Here is a 22,415-nt window from a genome sequence, read left to right on the forward strand (position 1 = left end):
AGCGTATGTTATCTGTAGATTTGTGATTAGACGGGGTTAGCGAAGCCGTCCCTATGGGGTATGCTTGAGACTAACAGGAACCACAGGGACAGAATTCATGTCGCTCAGCCCGGCGCATTGGCAACAACTTCCGGCACAACCCATGCTGCAACAGGCGGTCGAGCGCGCCCTGTCTGCCTGGTGGCCCAGGGTGTTCGGCTACCATTTGCTGAAACTCGGCCCCCTGAGCAGTCATCTCGACAGTCGAGCCTGCACCATAGCACACCAGATCCGTATCCATCCCGGCGACAATGCCGGCCTGGTGGCAGACTATGGCCAATTGCCGTTGAAAAATGCCTGTATCGATGCGGTGCTGATGAACATGCTGCTGGAGTTCGAGGCCAATCCCTATCAAATCCTGCGTGAAACCGACCGGGTGCTGATCAGCGGTGGCTATCTGTTTATCATAGGGTTCAACCCCTTGAGCACGGCGTTTATGGGTAAGCTCCTGCCGCGGTATCGGGAGCAATTGCCCTGGTGTGGCCATTTCTTTTTGCCGTCGCGGATCCGCGATTGGCTGGGGCTGCTGGGCTATCAGGTGTTGGCCGATGAACGCTTTTTCTACCACCCCCTAATCGGCAGCCCCGACAGGTTTGGATTCTGGCAGGAATCCCTGGAGGCCTGGCTGCCGGGCGCAGGCAGTCTGTACATGCTGGTGGCGCGCAAATTGGATTCGCCGCTGACACCCATAATGGAAAAACGCCGGGTGCGGCAACCCAAATGGTCCACCGCCACCACGGCGGGGCGTGCCGGCAGGGTTCAGGAGCCATGAGAGTTACCCTCAAGCAGCTCAGTGTCTTTGAAGCCATAGCCACCTCGGGTCAGGTGGCCAAGGCCGCCGAACGTCTGGGCTTGTCCGGGCCTGCGGCGTCTATGGCCTTGGGGGAGCTTGAAAAACAACTCAATACCCGCCTGTTCGAGCGGGTCGGCAATAGGCTGCGGCTCAATGCCCAGGGCAGCCAGCTGCTGCCGCTGGCGAGCGATCTGTTGGCGCGGGCCGAACAATTGGAGCAGGTTTTTTGCGGCAGCCATGCCATTCAGGGTGAACTCAAGGTCAGTGCCAGCACCACCATTGGCAATTACCTGCTGGCACGGGCGGCGGTGGCATTTGGTCAGCAACACACGGATGCCATGGTAGATGTGGCCATTCACAACACCAGCCAGGTAATTACTGAGGTGGCGGAGTTCCAGGCCGAACTGGGGTTTATCGAGGGGCACTGCGTTGACAGGCGCCTTAATGTCAGCCCCTGGCTCAGTGACAATCTCAAGGTGTTTTGTCATCCGGCCCATCCGCTGGCGGGTAAAACCGTCAGCGCAGCGGAAGTGGCCCAAATGCCCTGGGTGCTGCGGGAAGAGGGCTCGGGTACCCGGGAGTATTTCGTCAATGCGGCCCACAGTTTGGGGATCCATCCCCAGGCCCGTTATTGTTTCAGCACGGCAGATGCCATCAAGCTGGCGGTAAAGCAGGGGGCCGGCCTGGGAGTCTTGTCTGAATTGGCGCTGGAGCGGGAATTGCTGCGCCGGGAGCTGGCGCTGGTGGATATTGCCGAGCTGTCACTGTCGCGCCAGTTCTTCCTTATCAGTCACAGAGGCCGCAGCCGCACGGCACTGGCCCAGACCTTTGTGACTTTTTGCCAGAACTTCTTCAATATTCCTCAGGCACCGGGCTGATAGCCCGTATCCTGGGCCACTGGGTTGGCTTCGGCAGCCTGGCGTGCCAGGGTGTCGCAGCGCTCGTTTTCCTCGTGTCCTGCATGGCCCTTGACCCAGCGCCAATCGATATGGTGCCCCTGGCAGGCCTTGTCCAGTCGCTGCCAGAGATCGACATTTTTCACCGGGGTTTTGCTGGCTGTCACCCAACCCTTTTTCTTCCAGCCGTGGATCCATTGGGTAATGCCCTGACGCATATACTGACTGTCGCTGGTCAGTATCACCCGGCAGGGTTCCTTGAGGCTTTCCAGGGCAATAATGGGGCCCAGCAGCTCCATACGGTTATTGGTGGTAAGGGCAAAACCACCGGAAAGCTCCTTGAGGTGCTGTTTGTATTTCATCACTATTCCATATCCACCGGGACCGGGATTGCCAAGACAGGAGCCATCGGTGTAGATCTGGATCAGTTTCAGTTCAGTCATCAAGTTGATACCATAGTCAAAATGCACGGCGAGTATAACCTCAATTGCCCCCCAAAAGGCGAGTAAAATCCTATGAATATCATTTCTTCTGCCGAGCGGCAGATCATCCTGGATACCGAAACCACGGGTATGAACCAAGGGGCCGGAGCGGTTTATCTGGGACACAGGATCATCGAAATAGGCTGCGTCGAGGTCATTAACCGTCGCCTCACCGGGCGCTATTTCCACCAGTACATCAATCCCGGTCAAGCCATTGACGAGGAAGCGATACAGGTTCACGGCATCACCAATGAAAGGGTGGCCAATGAACCCAGGTTTCACGAAATCGCCGGTGAATTTATCGAGTTTATCCGCGGCGCCGAACTGGTGGCACACAATGCCTCGTTCGACATGAGCTTTATCAACCACGAGTTCTCCATGCTCAGCCCCAAAGGGCCCGTGGTGACGGATATCTGCGAGGTGCTGGACTCGCTGGCCATAGCCAAGTTTTTGCATCCCGGGCAAAAGAATAACCTGGACGCCCTGTGTAAACGCTATGGCATAGATAACTCCCGCCGCGAATACCACGGCGCTTTGCTCGACGCCGAGATCCTGGCCGACGTTTACCTGATTATGACCGGCGGCCAGACCAAGTTTAATCTGGTGGAAGAGCAGGCCGGACAACAGGAAGGCGGCATAGTGCGTCTGCCACAAAATCGTCCCGCCCTTAAAGTGATCGCCGCATCGGCCGATGAACTGAGTAACCATGAACAACGACTTGATTTGGTGGCCAAATCAGGGAAATGCCTCTGGCGGGGATAAAGCCATAACATGACCTCACGACTCTTAAGCGTTTTGCTCTTTGCCCTGTGCTGCCTGACGGCCAGGGCCGATGTCGTGCCCAAGGAGCAGGCATCCGAGCTCAAGAACCGTTTTCGCATCGATCACATGGTGGATGAACTGACCCTGGTGGTGCAGCGGGAGTACGGCTCGGCACCTGTGATAGTCGTGCAGCCGGACGGCAGTAAATGGTATGCGAGCCGCCATCCGCAGGAGGTGAAGTGGGTGGATGGGATCACGGGTGACATTATCACCATACCCCAGCCCCAACCCGGTCCCTGGCAGCTGCTGGGCAGGGTCGTCAAAGGCTCCAGGATCCTCAAGGTCAGTAAGCTCAACATAGAAGTTGACCCTTTACCCCAACCCCTGTTCCAGGGGGAGCGCATCAAGGTGGTGGCCAAGTTGATGGGCGATGAGCAGCGATTGCGTATGCCCGGATTGGACTACCTGGTGGAATGGACCGCCCGATTTGTCAGCGATCATCAACCCGGCGATGAGAACTTTGCCGCCGGCACTGTCACCGTCGGCAGTTATAAGGATGATGGTGAGGCATTGGATGAGCGCCCGGACGATGGGGTATTCACCGGTGACATTAACCTCAATCAACCCTGGGGCCGTTATGAATTCCAGGTGCGGGCCCGTAACAATGTGTTTGAGCGTGAGCTCGAAATGCCCTTCGTGCTGTCACCCATGCCGGTCAGCGCCAGAATGCTCGATCCCGAAGATCCCCAAAGCGGCCACTACCAGATGGAGCTGAATGTGGACGACACCCAACTGCGATTGGAAGATACCCATTTTGAATTCGAAATGGTGGGGCCGGCAGGGTTGCAATTGCCGGTCAGCATGCATGGCATGCCTGCTTCAAAGGCTGTATTGGATTTGCCCGTGGTCAGTCTGTTTGGCAGTTATCGCCTCAAGGGCCAGGTCTTTTCCACCAGTACCACAGGACGCGAACTGGTGATCAAGCTGCCGGAAATGTTTTTTAACCTGATTGAGCCTCCGGCCCCGCCCCCGAGTCCGGAAGAATTGGCCGCCCGGGCAGCTGCGGCCGCGGCACTGGCCGAGGAGCAGGCGAGGGCAGTTGCCATCAAGTGGATCATAGCTATCAATATTGTGCTGCTGGTGTTGGGTATAGTGGGCATCATTTTCTGGCGTAAACGTCAGGCCATGTTGATGGCGCTGGCTGCAGCTGAGGCCAAGTTACAGGAAGAAAAGGCAGCCAAGCAGACCAAGTCCAATACCGAACTGCTGGATGAAATTGACCTGACCATGCCGGAAGACTGAGTGATTTAATTGGAATTTCACTGAGCTAAGAGACACTCTTGGGCGCTGGTTAAAAAATGACTGATTGATTCGGCCTTGAACAAAAAGCCGTTGACCTGAGTTGGCGCTCATTTGTAATATTGCCGCCATCGAGTGGAGCGGTAGTTCAGTTGGTTAGAATACCGGCCTGTCACGCCGGGGGTCGCGGGTTCGAGTCCCGTCCGCTCCGCCACTACATTAAACCTCACAATTGCTTGTGGGGTTTTTTGTTTTATCCCTCCTCAAAAATGCCTCCCATTTGCGGCTCAAATACCATTCCCACTATCCTTCTCTAATTGCTGGCATGTTCCGGACCATTGATATTCTTTTTTAGCTGCTACGCTGTTATTACCTGAGCGGCAGTAACTCGGAATGCATGGCGTTGCTGCTTACTGCCGTGAGAGCATACTGTCCTGAATGCTGATGTGAATGAGGCCTGGAGGTGTGGATGAAAAAACTGCTGCTGATTATTGTTTCCATCGTTCTTTACGGTTGTTTGGGTATGCCGCCAACGGTTACGCCGGTGACCGGATTCAATTTGAATCACTACTTGGGTAAATGGTATGAAATCGCCCGCTTGGATCACTCATTCGAGCGCGGTTTAAGCCGGGTTACCGCTGAGTACAGTATTAACAGTGACGGCGGCGTAAGGGTGCTCAATCGGGGCTTTTCGGATGTCAAAAAACAATGGCAGGAGGCTGAAGGCAAGGCTTACTTTGTGAATTCAAAGGACGAAGGATATTTGAAAGTGTCATTCTTTGGTCCGTTTTATGGTTCCTACGTGATTTTTGGACTGGATCATGACAACTATGATTACGCCTTTGTATCCGGGCCGAACACAGATTATTTATGGCTTTTAGCCAGAACCCCCACTGTTGATGCCGACGTCATTAAAAGATTTACAGAGATGTCGGCGCAACGCGGTTTTGACACCAGCCGTTTGATATTCGTTGAGCATACTCCATCCCAATGACGGAACGATACCGGCGTATTTGCGCAGGTCTTGCCGCCGATCTTATCTATCGCCTTGCTCTACATGGTATTTTATGTTGCTGTCATATGATTGGCGGCTGATTGTCGTCACCGACAACGCTTGTTTTTAAGCACATTTGCTTTCGTTACGAGCGCAGGGGGTGTTAAGAGAGCTGGCGTCGTTAAAAGTGCAGGAGTCGTTATGATTGTCAGGACGTTACGTGAGAGACACCATTGGTCGCAGGAGCTTATGTTGCTGTCATATGATTGGCGGCTGACTGTCGTCACCGACAACGCTTGTTTTTAAGCACATTTGCTCTCGTTACGAGCGCGGGGGGTGTTAAGAGAGCTGGCGTCGTTAAAAGTGCAGGAGTCGTTATGATTGTCAGGACGTTACGTGAGAGACACCATTGGTCGCAGGAGCAATTGGCGCAACTGTCAGGGTTAAGCTTACGTACCATACAGCGGGTTGAAGCCGGTAATAAGGCCAGCTTGGAAACGCTCAAGGCCCTTGCCTCTGTACTCGAAATCGATATATCGACGTTAACGGAGGAAGTGACTGTGATTGATAAAGACGCGGATTATTGGAAAGCAGAACCAATCTATATTCGATGGCTGCTTTGGGGAGTGAATAAGCGTCCCAAAGAAATGGCGTACATTGAATATTTGCTGTTTGCTTATATCAGCGCCAAAGTGGTTGCCTACATGGACAGTAAGGGCTATTGGTAAGCCTAATTCGTCTGGCTCAGTTTAGATGATAAGCGCTACACTGGGCCGTTGATTTATATTGACGCCGCTGTTGAGTATAACAACGGGCAGTAAGAACCGTTTGTTAAGAAAGTTAAGAAAGTTAAGAAAGTAAAAAAGGAAAATTATGTACCAGGGAAGTTGTCTTTGTGGTGAGGTGACCCTGACGCTGTCAGGGCCCATTGATGCCATTATTCATTGTCATTGTTCAAAGTGCCGAAAAAACAGCGGCACCGCCTACGCCACCAACGGTTTTATCCGGACCCAAGATCTGCTCATTACCACCGGGCTGGACGCCATAGGCTTTTTTGAAACCTCACCCGGAAAGCGGCGCCACTTTTGTAAACTGTGCGCCTCACCCATCTACAGCAGTAATGCCTTGGCGCCGGATAAACTCAGATTACGGCTGGGAATTTTGGACTCGGACATAGTCGAAAGGCCGCTATCCCATAACTTTGTCTCGTCAAAGGCAAACTGGGACGATTTGGACGCTGAGCTGCCCAGATATGACGCCCACGAACCTGGGCGTTAATCAATCTCATGCTGGTGGGATGCCAACAAATTGAACCATAAAACATTCAAATATAAAAAATTGAAATAAAAAGAGTTTAAGTCAAATAATTGCAATCCGGCAGGAGCAGAGATGGATAAAGTTGTCATAGTCACAGGTGGTGGCCGTGGAATAGGTGCCGCCACCTGCAAATTGCTGGCCGGACAAGGTTATGCCGTGTGTGTGAATTACCGCGCGGATAAGACCAGTGCCGAACAGGTGGTGGCCGAGATACGCCGGGCTGGGGGCAGGGCATTTGCGTTTCAGGCGGACGTGTCGCTGGAAGCTGAAGTGGAGGCCTTGTTTGATGCCACGCTTAAGACCTATGGCAGCGTCACTCATCTGGTGAATAACGCCGGAGTGCTGTTCACCCAGATGCCTCTGGTGGAGATGAGTCTTGAGCGTTTTAACAAGGTGATGGCGGCCAATGTTGGCAGCTGTTTTTTGTGCTCAAGGGCCTTCCTCAGAAGAGTGCAGGGGCCGGGAGCCATAGTGAACGTGTCTTCGGCGGCGGCGCGCACCGGCTCGCCCTTTGAATACGTGGACTATGCGGCATCCAAGGGGGCCATGGATACCCTCACCAAGGGGCTGGCGCTGGAGGTGGCGGGCCAGGGCATTCGGGTCAACGCCGTCAGGCCGGGTTTTATCCATACCGATATGCATGCCGACGGCGGCGAGCCCGGACGGGTGGAGCGGCTGGCGGCGCAGATTCCGCTCAAACGCGGTGGCCAGCCACTGGAGGTGGCCAATGCCATACTCTGGCTGCTGTCGGACGAGGCATCCTATGTGACCGGATCTTTTATCGATTTGGCAGGTGGCAGATAAGGGCCTGAAATAATGGCCAAAGGCATCAAACCGATGCAGTTATGTGAGATAGCCGGCTTAAATGTCAGAGCGAATGAGCTCAAGGGAGACAAACCATGCAAGTGACCCGCAAACAGCTGTCGGATGCCGTTGAGGCGCAGATTATTTCCGCCGGGCAGGCCGATGCCCTTTATGCCTTCCTTAGTGCAAGGTCACAGGACGCGCCCAGGTTTTCCTTCACCCATGTGCTTTATTACCTCGGGGGCATGATAGCCATAGGCGCCATGACCCTGTTTATGAATCTGGGTTGGGAAAACTTCGGCGGCGCCGGCATAGTGCTGATTTCAATTCTGTATGCGGCGATGGGATTAACCATCACCCACCAGCTTGCCGCCCGCAGCCTCAATATTCCCGCCGGTATTTGCGCGGTATTTGTGGTGTGCCTGACGCCGCTCGCCATTTACGGCCTGCAGCAATGGCTTGGTGTCTGGCCAGATGACAGTGTGTATCGTGATTATCACAGGTATATCCGTTGGCACTGGTTGTATATGGAGCTCGGCACCTTGGCTGTGGGCACCCTGGTGGCTTGGCGCTACAAATACCCCTTCCTTATCATGCCTATAGCGGCGACGCTCTGGTATATGACCATGGATATCAGTGCCATGATTTCCGGCGGCGATTTTGATTGGGAATTGCGGTCTCTGGTGTCCATGTACAGCGGCCTGCTGATGATAGCCCTGGCCTTTTGGGTCGATATCAGGGCCAGACACAAGGCCGATTATGCCTTCTGGATTTATATCTTCGGGGTTATCGCCTTCTGGGGCGGACTCTCGATGCAGGACTCAGACAGTGAGTTATCCAAGTTTCTGTATTTCTCAATCAATCTGCTGATGATTGGCATCGGTGTTATTTTGGTTCGGCGGGTATTTGTGGTCTTCGGTGCATTGGGCGCCTGCGGCTATCTGGGCTATTTGGCCTCCGATATCTTCAAGGACAGCTGGCTATTCCCGGTGGCGCTGACGGCCATAGGACTCGGGGTGATATATCTGGGGATCCTGTGGCAGAAGCATGAAAAGAGCCTCACCCACAGAGCCAGGCAGTGGCTGCCCGAATCCTTGCGGGAGTTATTGGAAGCCAGAAGCCTGTGACTTTTGGCTGGGCAGCATGGCTCAGCAACATGGCTCAGATGCAATTGGCCGGCGAAATTGTTGAAGGATTGCCCGGACACTGCGCCTTAAATCGATTGGCTTAAACAGGACAGGATAAGCGTATGACCTCAATGACTTTTGAATTCAGGGATGCACCACCGGCAGTCGCCGAGTTTGCGGCACTGCGCACCCTGGTGGGTTGGAACAATCCCACTGCCGACCTGTTGGCCGCCAGCATAGAGAATTCGCGATATTGGGTATCGGTTTTCAGTGAACGGCAGTTGGTGGGAACTGGGAGGGTTATAGGGGACGGCGCCATGTATTTCTATATTCAGGACCTCATTGTGCATCCCGCGTATCAGGGGCAGGGCTTGGGCAAGCAGATGATGGACAGGATAGAAGCCTATTTGGCGTCGGTGTGCCGAAGCGGTGCCACCGTAGGGTTGCTGGCCGCCAGAGGCAAGGAAGGTTTTTACGATAGCTTCGGTTATGCCAGGCGCGATGGCGAGTCGCTTGGTTTGGGTATGTGCCGTTTTGTTTAACCTGTTAATGCCGAAAGGCTGTCGAGCCTCAAGTTGGAGTAATGCATGTATCGAAAAATCGGTGACACGGAAATCAACCCCCTGCACAGGGCCAGCTGCCATTGCGGCGCGGTTGAGTTGGAATTGACCTTGCCCTTTGGCGTGGAAAATCCGCGCCGCTGCGACTGCTCCATTTGCCGCCGAAAGGGCGCCATAGTGGCGTCGGTTAAGCTGGACGGCATCAGGATTATCAAGGGCGCCGAGGTGCTCAAGCTGTACCAGTTCAACACCATGACTGCCAAGCATTATTTTTGCTCCATCTGCGGCGTCTATACCCATCATCAACGCCGCTCCAACCCTGAGGAATATGGCTATAATCTCGGCTGCCTGGAGGGAGTAAACCCATTTGACCTCGGTGACGTCGTGACCAATGACGGGATCAATCACCCGGCGGACAGAAGCTTATGATCAAAATGCGATGGGCTTATGCGATAGCGTCTTGGCTCTCAGCCGATTATGCATAGGATTGAGAGAGGAAGAGTTAAAGCAATGGGGCACAGAGAGATTTCGGTGGTGAAATATGACCCTGCCTGGCCCCGATTATTTGAACAGGAGAAAGTGGCTCTTCAGCAGGCACTTGGTACCAATGCCCTGGAGATCCACCATATGGGCAGTACCTCGGTCGAGGGGCTCGCCGCCAAACCCATATTGGATATTCTGATAGCCGTTCATTCTCTGGCTGAGGTTGACGGCTGCGAGCACGCCATGACGGCCCTGGGCTATGAGGCCAAGGGTGAGAACGGCATCCCCGGGCGGCGCTACTTCAGAAAGGGCGGTGCCAGACGGACCCATCATATCCACGTATTTCGGGCAGGCGATGCGCAAGTGCTGCGCCATCTGGCCTTTCGGGACTATCTGAGGGCACATCCTGATGTGGTGCAGGCCTATGCCGGTTTGAAAATGGCACTCGCCGCCGAGCACTGGCACGACGCCAAGTCCTATCAGGCAGGAAAAGATGCTTTCATAGGTCAACACGAGACCTTGGCGCTGGCTTGGTATACCCGCCGCTAACGAAACCGCCTGGTCCCGGAAAAAGCGAAAATTGTCATCAGCTTCTGCTATCTTGACCGCTGAAGGCTTTTTCAGGGAGAGACCCCATGGTCGAACGTATTACCGCCATGTTGGCACTGATAGGGGTACTGTCACTGCTGTGCCAGTGGCTGGGATGGAAGCTCAGGGTGCCGGCGATCTTGCCTTTGCTGCTGTGCGGTTTGCTGCTCGGGCCCGGTGTGGGACTGCTCGATCCCGATGCCCTGTTCGGTTATCTGCTGTTTCCAATAATTTCCCTTGGGGTTGCCGTCATACTGTTCGAGGGGGCGCTGACACTCAATTTCAACGAAATCAAAGACTATGGCCGGATGGTGACCCACTTGGTCACTTTGGGCATGCTGATCACCTGGGGCTGTATCAGCTTGGCTACCCGCATTTTTCTTGAGTTTGACTGGTCGCTGGCGCTCTTGTTTGGCGCCCTGGTGGTGGTCACAGGCCCAACCGTGATAGTCCCCATGCTGCGCAGCGTCCGGCCCCATTCCCAGCTGGCCGGGATCCTGCGGTGGGAAGGGATAGTCATAGATCCCATTGGCGCCATGTTGGCGGTGCTGGTATTTGAATTTATCAGTGTCAGCAACAATCAAACCACACATTTGCTCACCGCTCTGGGATCCATGCTGGGGCTGGGGATTGGGCTCGGTGTCCTGTCGGGCTATGGCATTGGATGGGTGCTGCGGCGGGATCTCTTGCCCCATTACCTGAAAAATACCGCGGTATTGACTGTGATGCTCGGCACCTTTGTCGGCTCCAACCTGCTGCAGGAAGAGTCCGGCCTGCTGACCGTCACCGTTATGGGGATTTGGCTGGCCAATATGCGCGGGGTGGACATTGAATCCATTCTGGAGTTCAAGGAAACCCTGACAGTGCTGCTGATCTCGGCGCTGTTTATTTTGCTGGCGGCACGGCTGGATTCCAATGCCATGCTGGATCTGGGCTGGGGCGGCTTGGCCGTGTTGTTGGTGGCCATGTTGATAGCCAGACCGCTGTGCGTGTGGGTGTCCGGCATAGGCACCTCACTGGGGGCGAGGGAGAAGTGGTTTCTTAGCTGGGTGGCGCCACGGGGGATAGTGGCCGCGGCCGTATCTTCCCTGTTCGCCATCAAACTGGAGGCCAGGCAGGTGCCGGGGGCCGACAATCTGGTGCCCCTGGTGTTCCTTATCATCATAGGTACAGTGGTTATTCAGAGTTTAACCGCCGGGCGCTGGGCGCGGATGCTGAATGTCAGGGCGGGTTCTGCTCAGGGGCTACTTATCTTTGGAGCCTCCTCTTTTGCCCGGGATCTGGCCAAGCTGCTGTTGGCGCGCAATATCCGTGTGGTGCTGAGCGACACCAACTGGAACAACATCCGCCTGGCAAGGATGGACAATATCCCTGTGTATTTCGGCAATCCCGCCTCTGAGCATGCCGAAACCTATCTCGATCTGACCGGCATAGGCAGGGTATTGGTGATGTCGCCCTACAAGCAGCTTAACCCCTTGGTCAGCTTTCATTTTCAGGACTATTACGGCCGTAACAAGGTGTTTGGCCTGAATAATATGGAACCCGGCAGTGCCCGTCATCAAGCCTCCGAGGCTTATATGAAGCGCCTGTGCCTGTTCGGTGAGGGGGTTTCTTACGCCAAAATGGCCAGCCTGATGGCCAAGGGCGCCATTATCAAGAGCACCAATTTGCGGGATAACTTTACCCTGAGCGATTTCAAACAGCGTTATGGCGATACAGTGCTGCCTTTGGTGTATCTCAAAAATGACAAACTCTTTGTCGTCACAGGCACGGAGCAGTTGCCGCAATCTGGCATAGAGCTGCTGAGTCTGATCCCACTGGAAGCTCAGCAGTGTGCCAAAGAGCAGCAGGAGAAACTGCAGCAGGAATTGGAGCGGACGCAGCAAACGGAGGTGGAGCAGGCAAGGGCGGAAGACAGGGAAGGACAGATGCCCGCCGGCTGAGTTCATTTGTTTGCTTTGGAGTGAGAGTGCCTGAATATAAAAGCGGCGCCCTGGGGCGCCGCTTTTTCTTCACTTCAACTTTTTACTTCAATCGGGCTTGGCTTGATTTGGGGTAGGGATCAAGCAGCCTGCTCCTGGCGTTTGCCTGGCAGGGTTTGGGCCATCAACTCTTCGGGCGCAAAGTCATCCACGTTGATGGACTTGAGGCGACCAATTTCGGCTTTTTCCAGCAGGGCGATTTCTGCATCGCTCAACACACCCAGAGCCTTGCCTTCGGCTGCAACCTTATCCAGCCACATGAAGGGCAGACGCTTGCCGGCGGCCTTGCAGACTTTCTCGTACAGCGGCTCGGCGGCCAGTATGTCCTTGAAGGTCTGTTCCTGAACACCGACAGGGTTATTGTCGCAGTTTTCCCAGAACTGACCTTGGCCAAGACGTTCACGGCTGGCGCAAGGGGTCTGCATTATCTTGGCGACCTTGTGATCCAGCACATCGCTTGGACGCTTCAGCGGACGGCCGAAGGGGAACAGCAGTACCCGCAGAACACCACCCAAACCGGCAGGGAAGTTGTCCAGCAGTTCATCCAGTGATGATTGCAGCTTGTGCAGCGCATCTTCCACGGCCCATTGCACCAGTGGCAGATCGTCGCTCTGACGGCCTTCATCCTGGTAACGCTTAAGGGTGGCAGAGGCCAGGTACAGCTGGCTTAGCAGATCGCCGAGACGGGCAGAAATACGCTCTTTACGCTTGAGGTTACCGCCCAGGGTCGCCATCGCCAGATCCGACAGCAGGGCCAGGTTGGCACTGAAGCGGTTCATGTGCTGATAGTAACGCTTGGTCTTGTCACCGTAGGGCGCGTTGGAGAAACGGCTGCCGGTCAGGCCCATCCACACGCTGCGCACCAGGTTGCTGATGGTAAAGCCGATGTGACCGAACAGGGCGGCGTCGAACTTGTTCAGGCCCTGACGCACGTCGGTATCAAAGGCGGATTCCATCTCGGCCAGTACATAAGGATGGCAACGGATGGCACCCTGACCATAGATGATCATTGAGCGGGTCAGGATGTTGGCACCTTCCACCGTGATGGCAATGGGAGCTGCCTGATAACCGCGGCCCAGATAGTTGTTGGGGCCAAGGCATACGCCCTTGCCGCCGTGGATATCCATGGCATCGATAACACACTTCTGCATGCGATCGGTCAGGTGGTACTTAACTATGGCGGAGATCACCGAAGGTTTTTCACCCAGATCGATACCCGTAGTGGTCAGGGCTGTTACCGCATCCATCAGGTAAGCGTTACCGCCGATACGGGCCATGGGCTCTTCAATGCCTTCCAGCTTGCCGATGGGCAGCTTGAACTGGCGACGAATGCGGGCATAGGCACCGGTTGCCAGGGCGGCAGTCTTGATGCCACCGGCGGAGTTGGAGGGCAGGGTAATGCCACGACCCACGGACAGACATTCAACCAGCATGCGCCAACCCTGGCCGGCCATCTTGGGACCACCAATGATAAAGCTTAAGGGTACGAATACGTCCTTGCCGAAGGTGGGGCCGTTTTGGAACATACAGTTCAGCGGGAAGTGGCGACGGCCGGTTTCCACGCCTTCCACGTCGGTGGGGATCAGGGCGCAGGTGATACCCAGCTCTTCCTCGCCGCCCAGCAGACGCTCGGGGTCACGCAGTTTAAAGGCCAGGCCCAGCACAGTGGCAATGGGGGCCAGGGTGATGTAGCGCTTGTTCCAGGTGAGTTTCATGCCGAGCACTTCTTCACCTTTCCACATGCCTTTGCAGACCACGCCGTAATCGGGGATGGAACCGGCATCGGAACCCGCTTCCGGGCTGGTCAGGGCAAAACAGGGCACTTCCTGACCCTTGGCCAGGCGTGGCAGGTAGTAATCCTGTTGCTCCTTGGTACCGTAGTGTTGCAGAAGCTCACCGGGGCCGAGGGAGTTGGGTACGCCCACGGTCGAGGCCAGCTCACTGGACACGCCGGCCAGCTTTTGCAGAACCCGGGATTGGGCATAGGCAGAGAATTCCAGGCCACCGAATTTCTTCTTGATGATCATGGCGAAGAAGCCGTTGTCCTTCAGGTATTGCCACACTTCGGGGGGCAAGTCCGCCAGCTGATGGGACACCTGATGCTCATTGACCATGCGGCACACAGTGTTGACCGGACCGTCGATAAAGGCCTGCTCTTCGGCGCTCAGACGGGCCACAGGGTAATTGTGGAGCTTTTTCCAGTTGGGGTTACCGGCGAACAGATCCGCTTCCCACCAGGTGGTACCGGCTTCAATGGCTTCCTTTTCGGTGGAAGACATTTCCGGCATGATGCCGCGGTACAGTTTAAGCAGGGGACGGGTAAACAGGCTTTGGCGAATGCTGCTGATATTCAGTGGCAGGGCGATGGCCAGGAAGATAATGCCGCCTGTGGTGCCAACCAAATCCAGGGTCCAGCCTGCGGTCATCATTATGGCTGCCGCGAAGGTGGCAGTCAGCAGGGATACCCGCAGGTAAGCGCAGGCACCCAAGACCGCGATAAACGCGATGATCCAGAGTAGGGTAATCACTGTAGTTCTCCTTGTAACGCGACCTGTGTCCACCACGGGTCTGCAAAAATTAACGCGCTTCTGATCACAATTATAGTCTGTGGTCAGACCTGTGTTGCAGTAAAATTAAACCCAAGCGCAAGGGAACACAAGTGATTTTCAAACAATTGTTTAAATTTTTTGGAGGGTCACGGCTTTCCGATAAACAAGCCCAGGGGTTACAATCAGTTAATTGCATTTTTGCTGACAGGGTTTTGGAAAAGATGTGTGAATTGCTGGCCATGAGCGCCAATGTGCCCACAGATATTGTTTTCAGCTTTACCGGCCTGGCCGAACGTGGCGGCGTGACCGGTCCCCATGTGGACGGTTGGGGTATTACTTTTTACGAGGGTAAGGGCAGTCGCACCTTTAAGGATGCCCATCCCTCCAGCCAGTCCCTTATTGCCAGACTGATCAAATCCTATCCCATCAAGAGCGAGGTAGTGATCAGCCACATTCGTCAGGCCAACCGCGGTGAGGTGGCATTGGAAAATACCCACCCCTTCAGCCGCGAGCTGTGGGGTCGCTATTGGACCTATGCCCATAACGGTCAGTTGAGTGATTATCTGCCACATTTTCCCGTCAGCCGCTTCCGACCCGTGGGCGATACCGACAGTGAGTTGGCGTTTTGCTGGTTGCTGGAGCAATTGGTCAAGCGCTTTGGCGATACCCCGCCCGAGGATATGCAGTCGGTGTTTCGTTATGCCGCGGCGTTGGCTGAGCAGATCCGCACCCTGGGTGTCTTTAATATGATCCTCACCGATGGCGAGCACCTGCTGTGTTTTTGCAGCAATAACCTGTGCCACATCACCCGCCGCGCCCCCTTTGGCAAGGCCAAGCTGATAGACACGGACGTGGTCATAGATTTTGACAAGGAAACCACCCCCAAAGACGTGGTGACCGTCATTGCCACCCGGCCGCTGACCGACAACGAGGCCTGGCAGCTGATGACACCGGGGCAGTGGAAGTTGTTTGCCAGGGGTGAGCTTTTGTGTGAGGGGCAGCCGGGCTAATGCCCGCTGCCTGCCAAAGATCAGGACGCGGGACTATTGGCCAGTTGGGGAGGCGTGTCGCTGAACTGGTGGCTCAGCAGTTGGATGTCCAGCTGTTTGTCGCCCTTTTCGAAGTGGGTCAGACGTACTGGCAGATAGGCCAGTGATGGGGCAAACCAGATAAAGGTCTGACGTTTTTTGCTTTTACGAATCACTTCCAGTTTGACCGTGTCATAGCTGCCACTGGCCAGGATCAATTGCTCCTTGCCCACCAGTTTGAACTCGTAATCGTCAATTTCATTGTCCTTAACCAGGCGATACAGCATGTGCTCCTTGCCGGCACTGAGATCCAATCTCAGCTGCAACTGCACCGTCATGGGATCGTACAGTTCGCCCTCGTAGGGCAGTTTGGCTTTTTCATCCTTATAACGGCTGTGTACCACACCTTGGTTCTTGAGAAAGGCGGCCTGCTCATTGAAAGTCGGTCCCGTACCTTCCCGCTGGTGCATAAAGCGCACCGGGGTCAGATTGTTGCCTTCCAGGGTAAATTCGCTGCGGATATGGCGCATGTCGCTCAGCACCAAGAGGCTCAGGCTGGAATCGAATTGGTACTGGTAGAAGTTGCCATCGGGCGGCGGCAGTATGTATCTGGCCTGACCCAGTTCGATGTCACCGTAAAATACCTTGTACTCGGCACTTTGGGGGGCCAGTGGGCTTTGGGCCCAGGCTGCTGGAAGTGCCAGGCTCAGCAGCGCGGTCAGCGCAAACACCAATGCACGCATAAAAGTACGTATATAAGTAGTACGCATAAAACTCCTTGAGTCAGAAAGGCATGGCCATGACCAGAGTCGCCAGATCCGGGCGCCACTCATACTCAGACAAGGCAATCTTGCCCCGGTTCACTGTCACCCCCTCGGCCCGCAGTAATTCCTGCTGCTCACGGAAACCCTCAGTGTCGAGTGGAAAGGAGATTTTGCCCTGGCTATTAATGACTCTATGCCATGGCAGCCCCAGTGCGCAAGGCGCCAGCTTGAGTGCCTTGGAAACGTGGCGGGCCCGGCCAGGCAGGCCGGCATAATCGGCGATCCGGCCATAACTGCAGACCTTGCCCTCGGGGATCATGGCCACTATTAACCAGATTTTTTCGTTCATACCCAGGGTGGGTAAAGAGGAGTCCATGGCTGTTCCCGTGCTGTTGTCCTGTGGCGGCAGTGTAGCGGCTGCCATCCCGGCTGCCTAGTCCTGCAAGGGGCTTGGCGTTTCATGTCTGCTTATCTATACTGTATATAAATACAGTGCTTGATTGATGGGAGCCGATATGGGAGAGCGACAGTCAGTGCATGCCTTGCCATCACTGTTGGCACGCCAGGATATCTGGGTTGGGCAAGAGATAGCGCCGCTGGTGCCCGGCCATGGCAGCGGCTTTGACAGCCTTGATGCCCTGTTGCCTGACCGCGGCTGGCCGCGGCAGGGGTTGTGCGAACTCATCTGTCCCCATCCCGGCCTCGGGGAACTGGCGTTGCTGTCGCCTCTGCTGGCCACGCTCAGCCGGCAAAGCGATGCCCTGATGCTGCTGGTGGCGCCGCCGCTGTTGCCCGTCCCCCAATACCTGTTGCAGCAGGGCATAGCCATGGAGCGGCTTTACTGGGTCGATAGCCTGGATCGCAAGGAGCAGCTGTGGGCCATGGAGCAGGCGCTGAGTAGTGGCGGCTGCCAGCTGGTGCTCGCCTGGCTGACGCACCTGAGTCTGAGTGAGGCAAGGCGTCTGCAACTGGCCAGTGAAAAAGGCCAGAGTCTCGGCATAGTCTGCCTGCCATCCCAGCAAGAGGCCCATCCGGTGCCGCTCAAGCTGGCGCTGGAGCCCGGCGAAGGGGCGCAGGTGCGGCTCCGTCTGCTCAAGCGCCGTGGCGGCGCTGGGGAGGTGTCACTGAACCTGGCGCTCCATGACAGGCTGCTGCCCGCCAATGCACCTGTGGGCCAATTGATCCGGGGACCCTGGGGCTGATGCTGTTTCTGGCGCTGTACCTGCCTCATTGGCAGCTGGACTTTCTGCGCTATCGCCACGGTCTGGACTCATCCCGGGCCATGGTGCTGTACGACCCCGCCAAAGCCCGCATTGTGAGTCGCTGTGATATCGCCCGCGCGGCCGGTATAGCGCCGGGTCAGAGCATGGCTACCGCAGCCCTGCTGGCCCCGGCGCTGGAGGCCTTTCCCGGGTCGGCGGCTCTGGCGCAGCAGGCGCGGGAATTTCTTTGTCGCCAGGCCTACAGTTTCAGTGCCCGGGTGGTGCCCCCGGGGCAGGAGGGCCTTTGCCCCGACAGCCTGCTGCTGGAAGTGGGGTCCATGGTGCAGATCTTCGGCGGTCTCCCGCCCTTGCTGTTGGCTTGTCGCCGCCGCTTCGAGACGCTGGGGTTCAGCGTGTCCCTGGCGCTGGGGCCCACGCCGCTGTCGGCCCAGTTGCTTGCCCGTTACTGCCCCTTGACTGCATACGGCTTTGGCAGTGGTGCTGACAGTGGCTCAGGCAGTGGCTCAGGCAGTGGCTCAGGCAGTGGCTCCGGCAGTGGTTCCAGAGGGGGCTGGTGGCCGCCGGAGTCCAAATACCTTACCGCCGCCGATGCCGCACAAGCGCCGCCAAACGATTTCGCAGCGCAGGCAAAAGCGCTGACAAGGGCGCTGGGATCCGTGCCGGTTGAGATGCTGCCGCTGGACGATGACAGCCTGGCGCGTCTTGCCGGCATGGGCATAGTGCAACTGCAAACGCTGCTGGCGTTGCCCGCCGCCGAGCTTGGGATCCGCTTCGGCCCCGGGCTGCCCGGGCTGCTGGCCAGGATCCGGGGCGATCTGCCCCAGCCCCTGGAGTATTACCGCTTGCCGGAGCATTACAGGCACAAGCAGGAGTTGCTGTTCGAAGCCTGTGAATTGCAGGGACTGGTGTTTGTGCTGGGGCGCATGTTTACCGAACTGGCCCTGTACCTGCGCCAGCGGCAGTTGGCGCTGCAACAGCTGACGCTGAGCCTGCATTACCGGGATCCGGACACCGCCCCTTTGCAACTGGAGCTGAGCTATCCCTTTGCCGAGTATCAGGCCGAGGCGCTGCTGAGTCTGTGCCGGCTGCAACTGGAACGCCACAGCCTGAGTCAGCCCGTGGTGGCCCTGACCCTGGCGGCCAGGCGCTTTGTTCCCAGACGCCAGTTGACCAAGAGCCAGGGGCTGATGGCCAAAGAGCAGCAGCAGGAGATCCTGCTGGCGCGGCTGGAGGCAAGGCTTGGGGCCCGGAGCCTGAAGCGCCTCAGTTTCCGGGATGCCCTGTTGCCGGAATCCGCCTGGCAGGCACACGCTGCCGGGGAACCCTGCAAGGGTGGCGGACTCAGTTCCAGACAAAGACTGGCCTGTCGCCCGGCCTGGCTCTTGCCTGCGCCGAGCCCCATTGCCGCCGACGACATAACATTGCTGCGGGGGCCCGAGCGTTTTCGCAGCCCCTGGTGGCAACAGCAACCACAACAGCGTGACTATTACCTGGCCCGCCATCGGGATGGTGGCCTGTGCTGGGTGTTTCGCAGCCGGATCGACGGCGATCTCGGCCTGTACCTGCACGGGTGGTTTTGATGTACGCCGAGCTGCATGCCATTTCCAACTACAGTTTCCAGCGCGGCGCCTCCCATCCTGCCGAGCTGGTGGCCGAGGCGGCGCGCCTGGGCTACCGCGCCCTGGCGCTGACCGACGAATGCTCTGTGGCCGGGGTGGTCAAGGCCCATGAGGCCGCCAAAGATGAGGCCGCCAAGGGGCTCGATATCAAACTCATCATTGGCGCCCACTTTCGCCTGCCCGAGGGCCTGCTGGTGCTGCTGGCCACCAGCCGCCTGGGCTATGGTCAGCTGTGCCGCCTGATAAGCCTTGCCCGGCGCCGGGCACCCAAGGGGGAATACCACATTGCCCTGACGGACTTTGTCGCCGATGGCGAGGCCCTGAGCCAATGCCTCTTGCTGTGGCGACCGCCCCGGGATTGCCTGCAGGCCGGGGAGGCCCTGCCGGCCACCTGGTTGGAAACGGCCGCAAGCCTGCAGGAGGTATTTGGCGAGCGGCTGTCGCTGCTGGCCGAGCACAGCCTGGCCGCCGCAGATAGCCTGGCATTGACGGCGCTCAAGACCCTGGCGGCCCGCAGCGGCATCGAGTGTGTGGCCGGCGGCGATGTGCGCATGCACTGCCTGGCACGCCAGCCCCTGCTGGATGTGCTGACCTGCATCCGTCACGGCACCAGTCTCGATCAGGCCCAGGGGCTGCTGAGTCAGAACGGTGAGCATTATCTCAAACCCTTATCCCTGCTGGCTCGGCGTTATCCCGCCCCCTGGCTGGCCCGCAGCCTGATGTTGGCCGATCTCTGTGACTTCAGTCTCGACGAGCTGAAGTATGAGTATCCCGGCGAGTTGGTGCCCCCCGGTATGAGTGCCGCAGCTTACCTGGCCCGGGAGGTGGCCCGCGGCGCCAGGCGCCGCTTTGGCCTCAAGGTGCCGGCGGCGGTGCGCAGCCAGTATCAACACGAGCTGACCCTTATCGCTGAGCTGGGGTATGAGTATTTTTTCCTGACCATTTACGATCTGGTGCGCTTTGCCAGGCGGCGCAGGATCCTGCACCAGGGCCGGGGCTCGGCGGCCAATTCCGTGGTTTGCTATTGCCTGGGGATCACCGAGGTGGATCCGACCCGGGTCAATATGTTGTTTGAGCGCTTTATCTCCCGCGAACGCCAGGAGCCGCCGGACATAGACGTGGACTTTGAACATGAGCGCCGCGAAGAAGTGATCCAGTACATTTATCGCAAGTACGGCCGCGAGCGGGCGGCCCTCGCCGCCAGCGTGATCAGCTACCGCTTCAAGAGTGCCATGGCCGATGTCGGCAAGGCCCTGGGGCTGGACCGGGAACTGCTGGCGCGGCTGGTGAAGGCGGTGGACAGGCGCGATCCCGCTAACCCCTGGCAACAGCAGCTGCAAGCCCAGTTGCCGGGGCAGGGGCCCGAGGCCCTGTTGCCGGGTTTGGTGTCCCAGCTGCTGGGCTTTCCCCGGCACCTGTCCCAGCATGTGGGCGGCTTTGTGATCTCCGCCGGTCCCCTGTGCGAGCTGGTGGCGGTGGAAAACGCCGCCATGGCGGACAGAACGGTGATCCAGTGGGACAAGGACGATCTCGAAAGCCTGGGATTGCTCAAGGTGGATGTGCTGGCGCTCGGCATGCTGACAGCCATAGGCAAGTGTTTTGCCTTGCTCAGGCGCCACGTTGGGCCCTTTGGTATGGGCAGCATAGTCCCGGAGCAGCCCGAGGTGTATGAGATGCTGAGCCGTGGTGACAGCATAGGGGTGTTTCAGGTGGAATCGCGGGCGCAGATGTCCATGCTGCCGCGGCTGCGGCCTGCCTGCTATTACGATCTGGTGATCCAGATAGCCATAGTCAGACCCGGGCCCATCCAGGGGGATATGGTGCATCCCTACCTGCGGCGGCGCAAGGGATTGGAGCCCGTGTCCTATCCCAGCGAGGCGGTGCGTGAGGTGCTGAGCCGCACCCTGGGGGTGCCGATATTTCAGGAGCAGGTGATCAAACTGGCCATGGTGGCGGCCGGTTTTTCCGGTGGTGAGGCGGATCAGCTGCGCCGTGCCATGGCCAGTTGGAAGCAGAGCGGCAAGCTGGAACTGTTCGAACACCAGCTGCTGAAGGGCATGCAGTCGCGGGGCTACAGCGAGGACTTTGCCCGGCAGATCTTCCGCCAAATACGCGGCTTTGGCGAATACGGTTTCCCCGAGTCCCATTCCGCCAGCTTCGCGCTGCTGGCCTATGTGTCTGCCTATCTCAAGCACCATTTTCCGGCGGCCTTTTGCTGCGCCTTGCTCAACAGCCACCCCATGGGCTTTTACAGCCCGTCGCAACTGCTGCAGGACGCACGGCGCCATGGGGTGACAGTGCTGGATGTGTGCATCAATCACAGCCAGTGGGATAACGATTTAACGCCGATTGCATCTGGTTTTGCCATCCGCCTCGGCTTTCGCATGGTCAAGGGCTTGAGCCGCCGAGCCATGGCAGCCGTGCTTGATAAGCGCCCTGCGGCCGGATTTGAGCAGTTGTCGCAGCTTGAACCCCTGCTTGGGCGCCGCGAGCTGGAGGCCCTGGCGGCAGCCGATGCCTTCAAGGCGCTGGCGGGGCACAGATACCAGGCCCGCTGGCAACTGGCTGCCCGCCAGGCGTCGTTGCCGCTGTTCGATGAGCCTTTGTCACGGGATACCCGGGTGCAGCTGCGGGCGCCCGATGAGGTGCACTGTTTACGGGCCGACTATGACAGCAAGGGTCTGAGCCTGGGACGCCACCCCATATTACTGCTGCGCGAGCGCAATCTGTTATCAAAATGTTTGACTGCAAAAGCGCTTGCAAACTGCCGTCACGGCCAGGTGGTGCGGGTGGCCGGTTTGGTGACCGGAAGGCAAAGGCCCGGCACTGCATCGGGAGTCACCTTTATTACCTTGGAGGATGAGACGGGCAATATTAATCTGGTGGTCTGGATGGGTACCGCCAGGGCCCAGAGAAAACCTTATTTGACATCAACAATTTTGAAGGTAGATGGGGTGGTGGAACACGCCGATGGGGTGACCCATGTGATTGCCGGGCGCCTGGAAGATATTTCCGCCCTGATGGCCGATTTGCTGGTAACATCCCGGGACTTTCATTAGCCGCAGGCGGGCCCCAATACCCTGGCTGCGACCATTCAACGGCTGAT

Annotated in this window: 21 protein-coding genes and 1 tRNA gene; 18 read left to right on the forward strand and 4 right to left on the reverse strand. The window is 57.3% G+C overall.

Annotated features, from left to right (window positions below; genetic code table 11):
* The first annotated feature begins 97 nt into the window (after positions 1–97).
* The gene (locus tag JYB84_RS08170; RefSeq protein ID WP_207322909.1) at positions 98–811 is read left to right on the forward strand and encodes a methyltransferase domain-containing protein; all 714 of its coding nucleotides are present in this window, start codon (positions 98–100) and stop codon (positions 809–811) included.
* Entirely contained in the window at positions 808–1,710 is a 903-nt protein-coding gene (locus JYB84_RS08175) for a LysR substrate-binding domain-containing protein (RefSeq protein ID WP_207322910.1), read from the forward strand. Before JYB84_RS08170 ends, JYB84_RS08175 begins: the two co-directional genes overlap by 4 nt.
* Here JYB84_RS08175 and rnhA read toward each other — a convergent pair.
* Positions 1,695–2,171: a ribonuclease HI gene (gene rnhA, locus JYB84_RS08180; RefSeq protein WP_207322911.1), complete on the reverse strand. Its 477-nt coding sequence runs from the start codon at positions 2,169–2,171 to the stop codon at positions 1,695–1,697. The two genes, JYB84_RS08175 and rnhA, sit on opposite strands and share 16 nt — an antisense overlap.
* A gap of 72 nt (positions 2,172–2,243) precedes the next feature.
* Here rnhA and dnaQ point away from each other — a divergent pair, with 72 nt between their 5' ends.
* The 12 genes from dnaQ to JYB84_RS08240 all read left to right on the forward strand — a co-directional run bounded on the left by dnaQ (position 2,244) and on the right by JYB84_RS08240 (position 12,087).
* Positions 2,244–2,972, forward strand: coding sequence for a DNA polymerase III subunit epsilon (dnaQ, locus tag JYB84_RS08185; protein ID WP_207322912.1), 729 nt, complete (start codon positions 2,244–2,246; stop codon positions 2,970–2,972).
* Positions 2,973–2,981: 9 nt separating this feature from the next.
* Positions 2,982–4,274: a TIGR03503 family protein gene (locus tag JYB84_RS08190; protein WP_207322913.1), complete on the forward strand. Its 1,293-nt coding sequence runs from the start codon at positions 2,982–2,984 to the stop codon at positions 4,272–4,274.
* A 134-nt stretch (positions 4,275–4,408) separates the two neighbouring features.
* Positions 4,409–4,485 (forward strand) — tRNA-Asp (locus JYB84_RS08195).
* A gap of 255 nt (positions 4,486–4,740) precedes the next feature.
* Positions 4,741–5,265, forward strand: a complete 525-nt coding sequence (locus JYB84_RS08200; RefSeq protein ID WP_207322914.1) for a lipocalin family protein — start codon at positions 4,741–4,743, stop codon at positions 5,263–5,265.
* Between the two features lie 377 nt (positions 5,266–5,642).
* On the forward strand, positions 5,643–5,993 hold the full coding sequence (locus JYB84_RS08205; protein WP_407696020.1) for a helix-turn-helix domain-containing protein: 351 nt from the start codon (positions 5,643–5,645) through the stop codon (positions 5,991–5,993).
* 145 nt (positions 5,994–6,138) lie between these two features.
* Positions 6,139–6,543, forward strand: coding sequence for a GFA family protein (locus JYB84_RS08210; protein ID WP_207322915.1), 405 nt, complete (start codon positions 6,139–6,141; stop codon positions 6,541–6,543).
* A 111-nt stretch (positions 6,544–6,654) separates the two neighbouring features.
* Positions 6,655–7,386, forward strand: coding sequence for a glucose 1-dehydrogenase (locus JYB84_RS08215; protein ID WP_207322916.1), 732 nt, complete (start codon positions 6,655–6,657; stop codon positions 7,384–7,386).
* Between the two features lie 95 nt (positions 7,387–7,481).
* Positions 7,482–8,513, forward strand: a complete 1,032-nt coding sequence (locus tag JYB84_RS08220) for a DUF2157 domain-containing protein (protein WP_207322917.1) — start codon at positions 7,482–7,484, stop codon at positions 8,511–8,513.
* A 122-nt stretch (positions 8,514–8,635) separates the two neighbouring features.
* Positions 8,636–9,055: a GNAT family N-acetyltransferase gene (locus tag JYB84_RS08225; protein WP_207322918.1), complete on the forward strand. Its 420-nt coding sequence runs from the start codon at positions 8,636–8,638 to the stop codon at positions 9,053–9,055.
* A gap of 45 nt (positions 9,056–9,100) precedes the next feature.
* Positions 9,101–9,502: a GFA family protein gene (locus JYB84_RS08230; protein WP_207322919.1), complete on the forward strand. Its 402-nt coding sequence runs from the start codon at positions 9,101–9,103 to the stop codon at positions 9,500–9,502.
* Positions 9,503–9,583: 81 nt separating this feature from the next.
* The gene (locus JYB84_RS08235) at positions 9,584–10,105 is read left to right on the forward strand and encodes a GrpB family protein (RefSeq protein ID WP_207322920.1); all 522 of its coding nucleotides are present in this window, start codon (positions 9,584–9,586) and stop codon (positions 10,103–10,105) included.
* A gap of 86 nt (positions 10,106–10,191) precedes the next feature.
* Positions 10,192–12,087, forward strand: coding sequence for a cation:proton antiporter (locus JYB84_RS08240; protein WP_207322921.1), 1,896 nt, complete (start codon positions 10,192–10,194; stop codon positions 12,085–12,087).
* Between the two features lie 119 nt (positions 12,088–12,206).
* On the opposite strand, the gene fadE is transcribed toward JYB84_RS08240, so the two are convergent.
* Positions 12,207–14,654 (reverse strand): acyl-CoA dehydrogenase FadE, encoded by a 2,448-nt coding sequence (gene fadE, locus JYB84_RS08245; RefSeq protein ID WP_207322922.1) that lies wholly within the window; start codon positions 14,652–14,654, stop codon positions 12,207–12,209.
* A 242-nt stretch (positions 14,655–14,896) separates the two neighbouring features.
* Between fadE and JYB84_RS08250 the strand changes: the two genes are divergently transcribed.
* A complete protein-coding gene (locus tag JYB84_RS08250; RefSeq protein ID WP_207322923.1) occupies positions 14,897–15,685 on the forward strand; it encodes a class II glutamine amidotransferase in 789 nt (262 codons plus the stop codon).
* A 20-nt stretch (positions 15,686–15,705) separates the two neighbouring features.
* Here JYB84_RS08250 and JYB84_RS08255 read toward each other — a convergent pair whose 3' ends face one another.
* Together JYB84_RS08255 and JYB84_RS08260 are read right to left on the reverse strand one after the other, a co-directional pair.
* Positions 15,706–16,473: a DUF3108 domain-containing protein gene (locus JYB84_RS08255; RefSeq protein WP_228289721.1), complete on the reverse strand. Its 768-nt coding sequence runs from the start codon at positions 16,471–16,473 to the stop codon at positions 15,706–15,708.
* A gap of 13 nt (positions 16,474–16,486) precedes the next feature.
* Positions 16,487–16,843, reverse strand: a complete 357-nt coding sequence (locus JYB84_RS08260; RefSeq protein WP_228290951.1) for an MGMT family protein — start codon at positions 16,841–16,843, stop codon at positions 16,487–16,489.
* Positions 16,844–16,982: 139 nt separating this feature from the next.
* On the opposite strand from JYB84_RS08260, the gene imuA reads away from it, so the two are divergent.
* From imuA to JYB84_RS08275, 3 genes are read left to right on the forward strand one after another with little or no spacing between them, the layout of a single operon-like run.
* Entirely contained in the window at positions 16,983–17,669 is a 687-nt protein-coding gene (gene imuA, locus JYB84_RS08265; RefSeq protein ID WP_207322924.1) for a translesion DNA synthesis-associated protein ImuA, read from the forward strand.
* A complete protein-coding gene (locus JYB84_RS08270; protein ID WP_207322925.1) occupies positions 17,669–19,270 on the forward strand; it encodes a Y-family DNA polymerase in 1,602 nt (533 codons plus the stop codon). The genes imuA and JYB84_RS08270 overlap by 1 nt, the downstream gene beginning before the upstream one ends.
* Positions 19,270–22,368: an error-prone DNA polymerase gene (locus JYB84_RS08275; protein WP_207322926.1), complete on the forward strand. Its 3,099-nt coding sequence runs from the start codon at positions 19,270–19,272 to the stop codon at positions 22,366–22,368. The genes JYB84_RS08270 and JYB84_RS08275 overlap by 1 nt, the downstream gene beginning before the upstream one ends.
* Positions 22,369–22,415 lie beyond the last annotated feature (47 nt).

The organism is Shewanella cyperi (genome assembly GCF_017354985.1).
Lineage (GTDB): Bacteria > Pseudomonadota > Gammaproteobacteria > Enterobacterales > Shewanellaceae > Shewanella > Shewanella cyperi.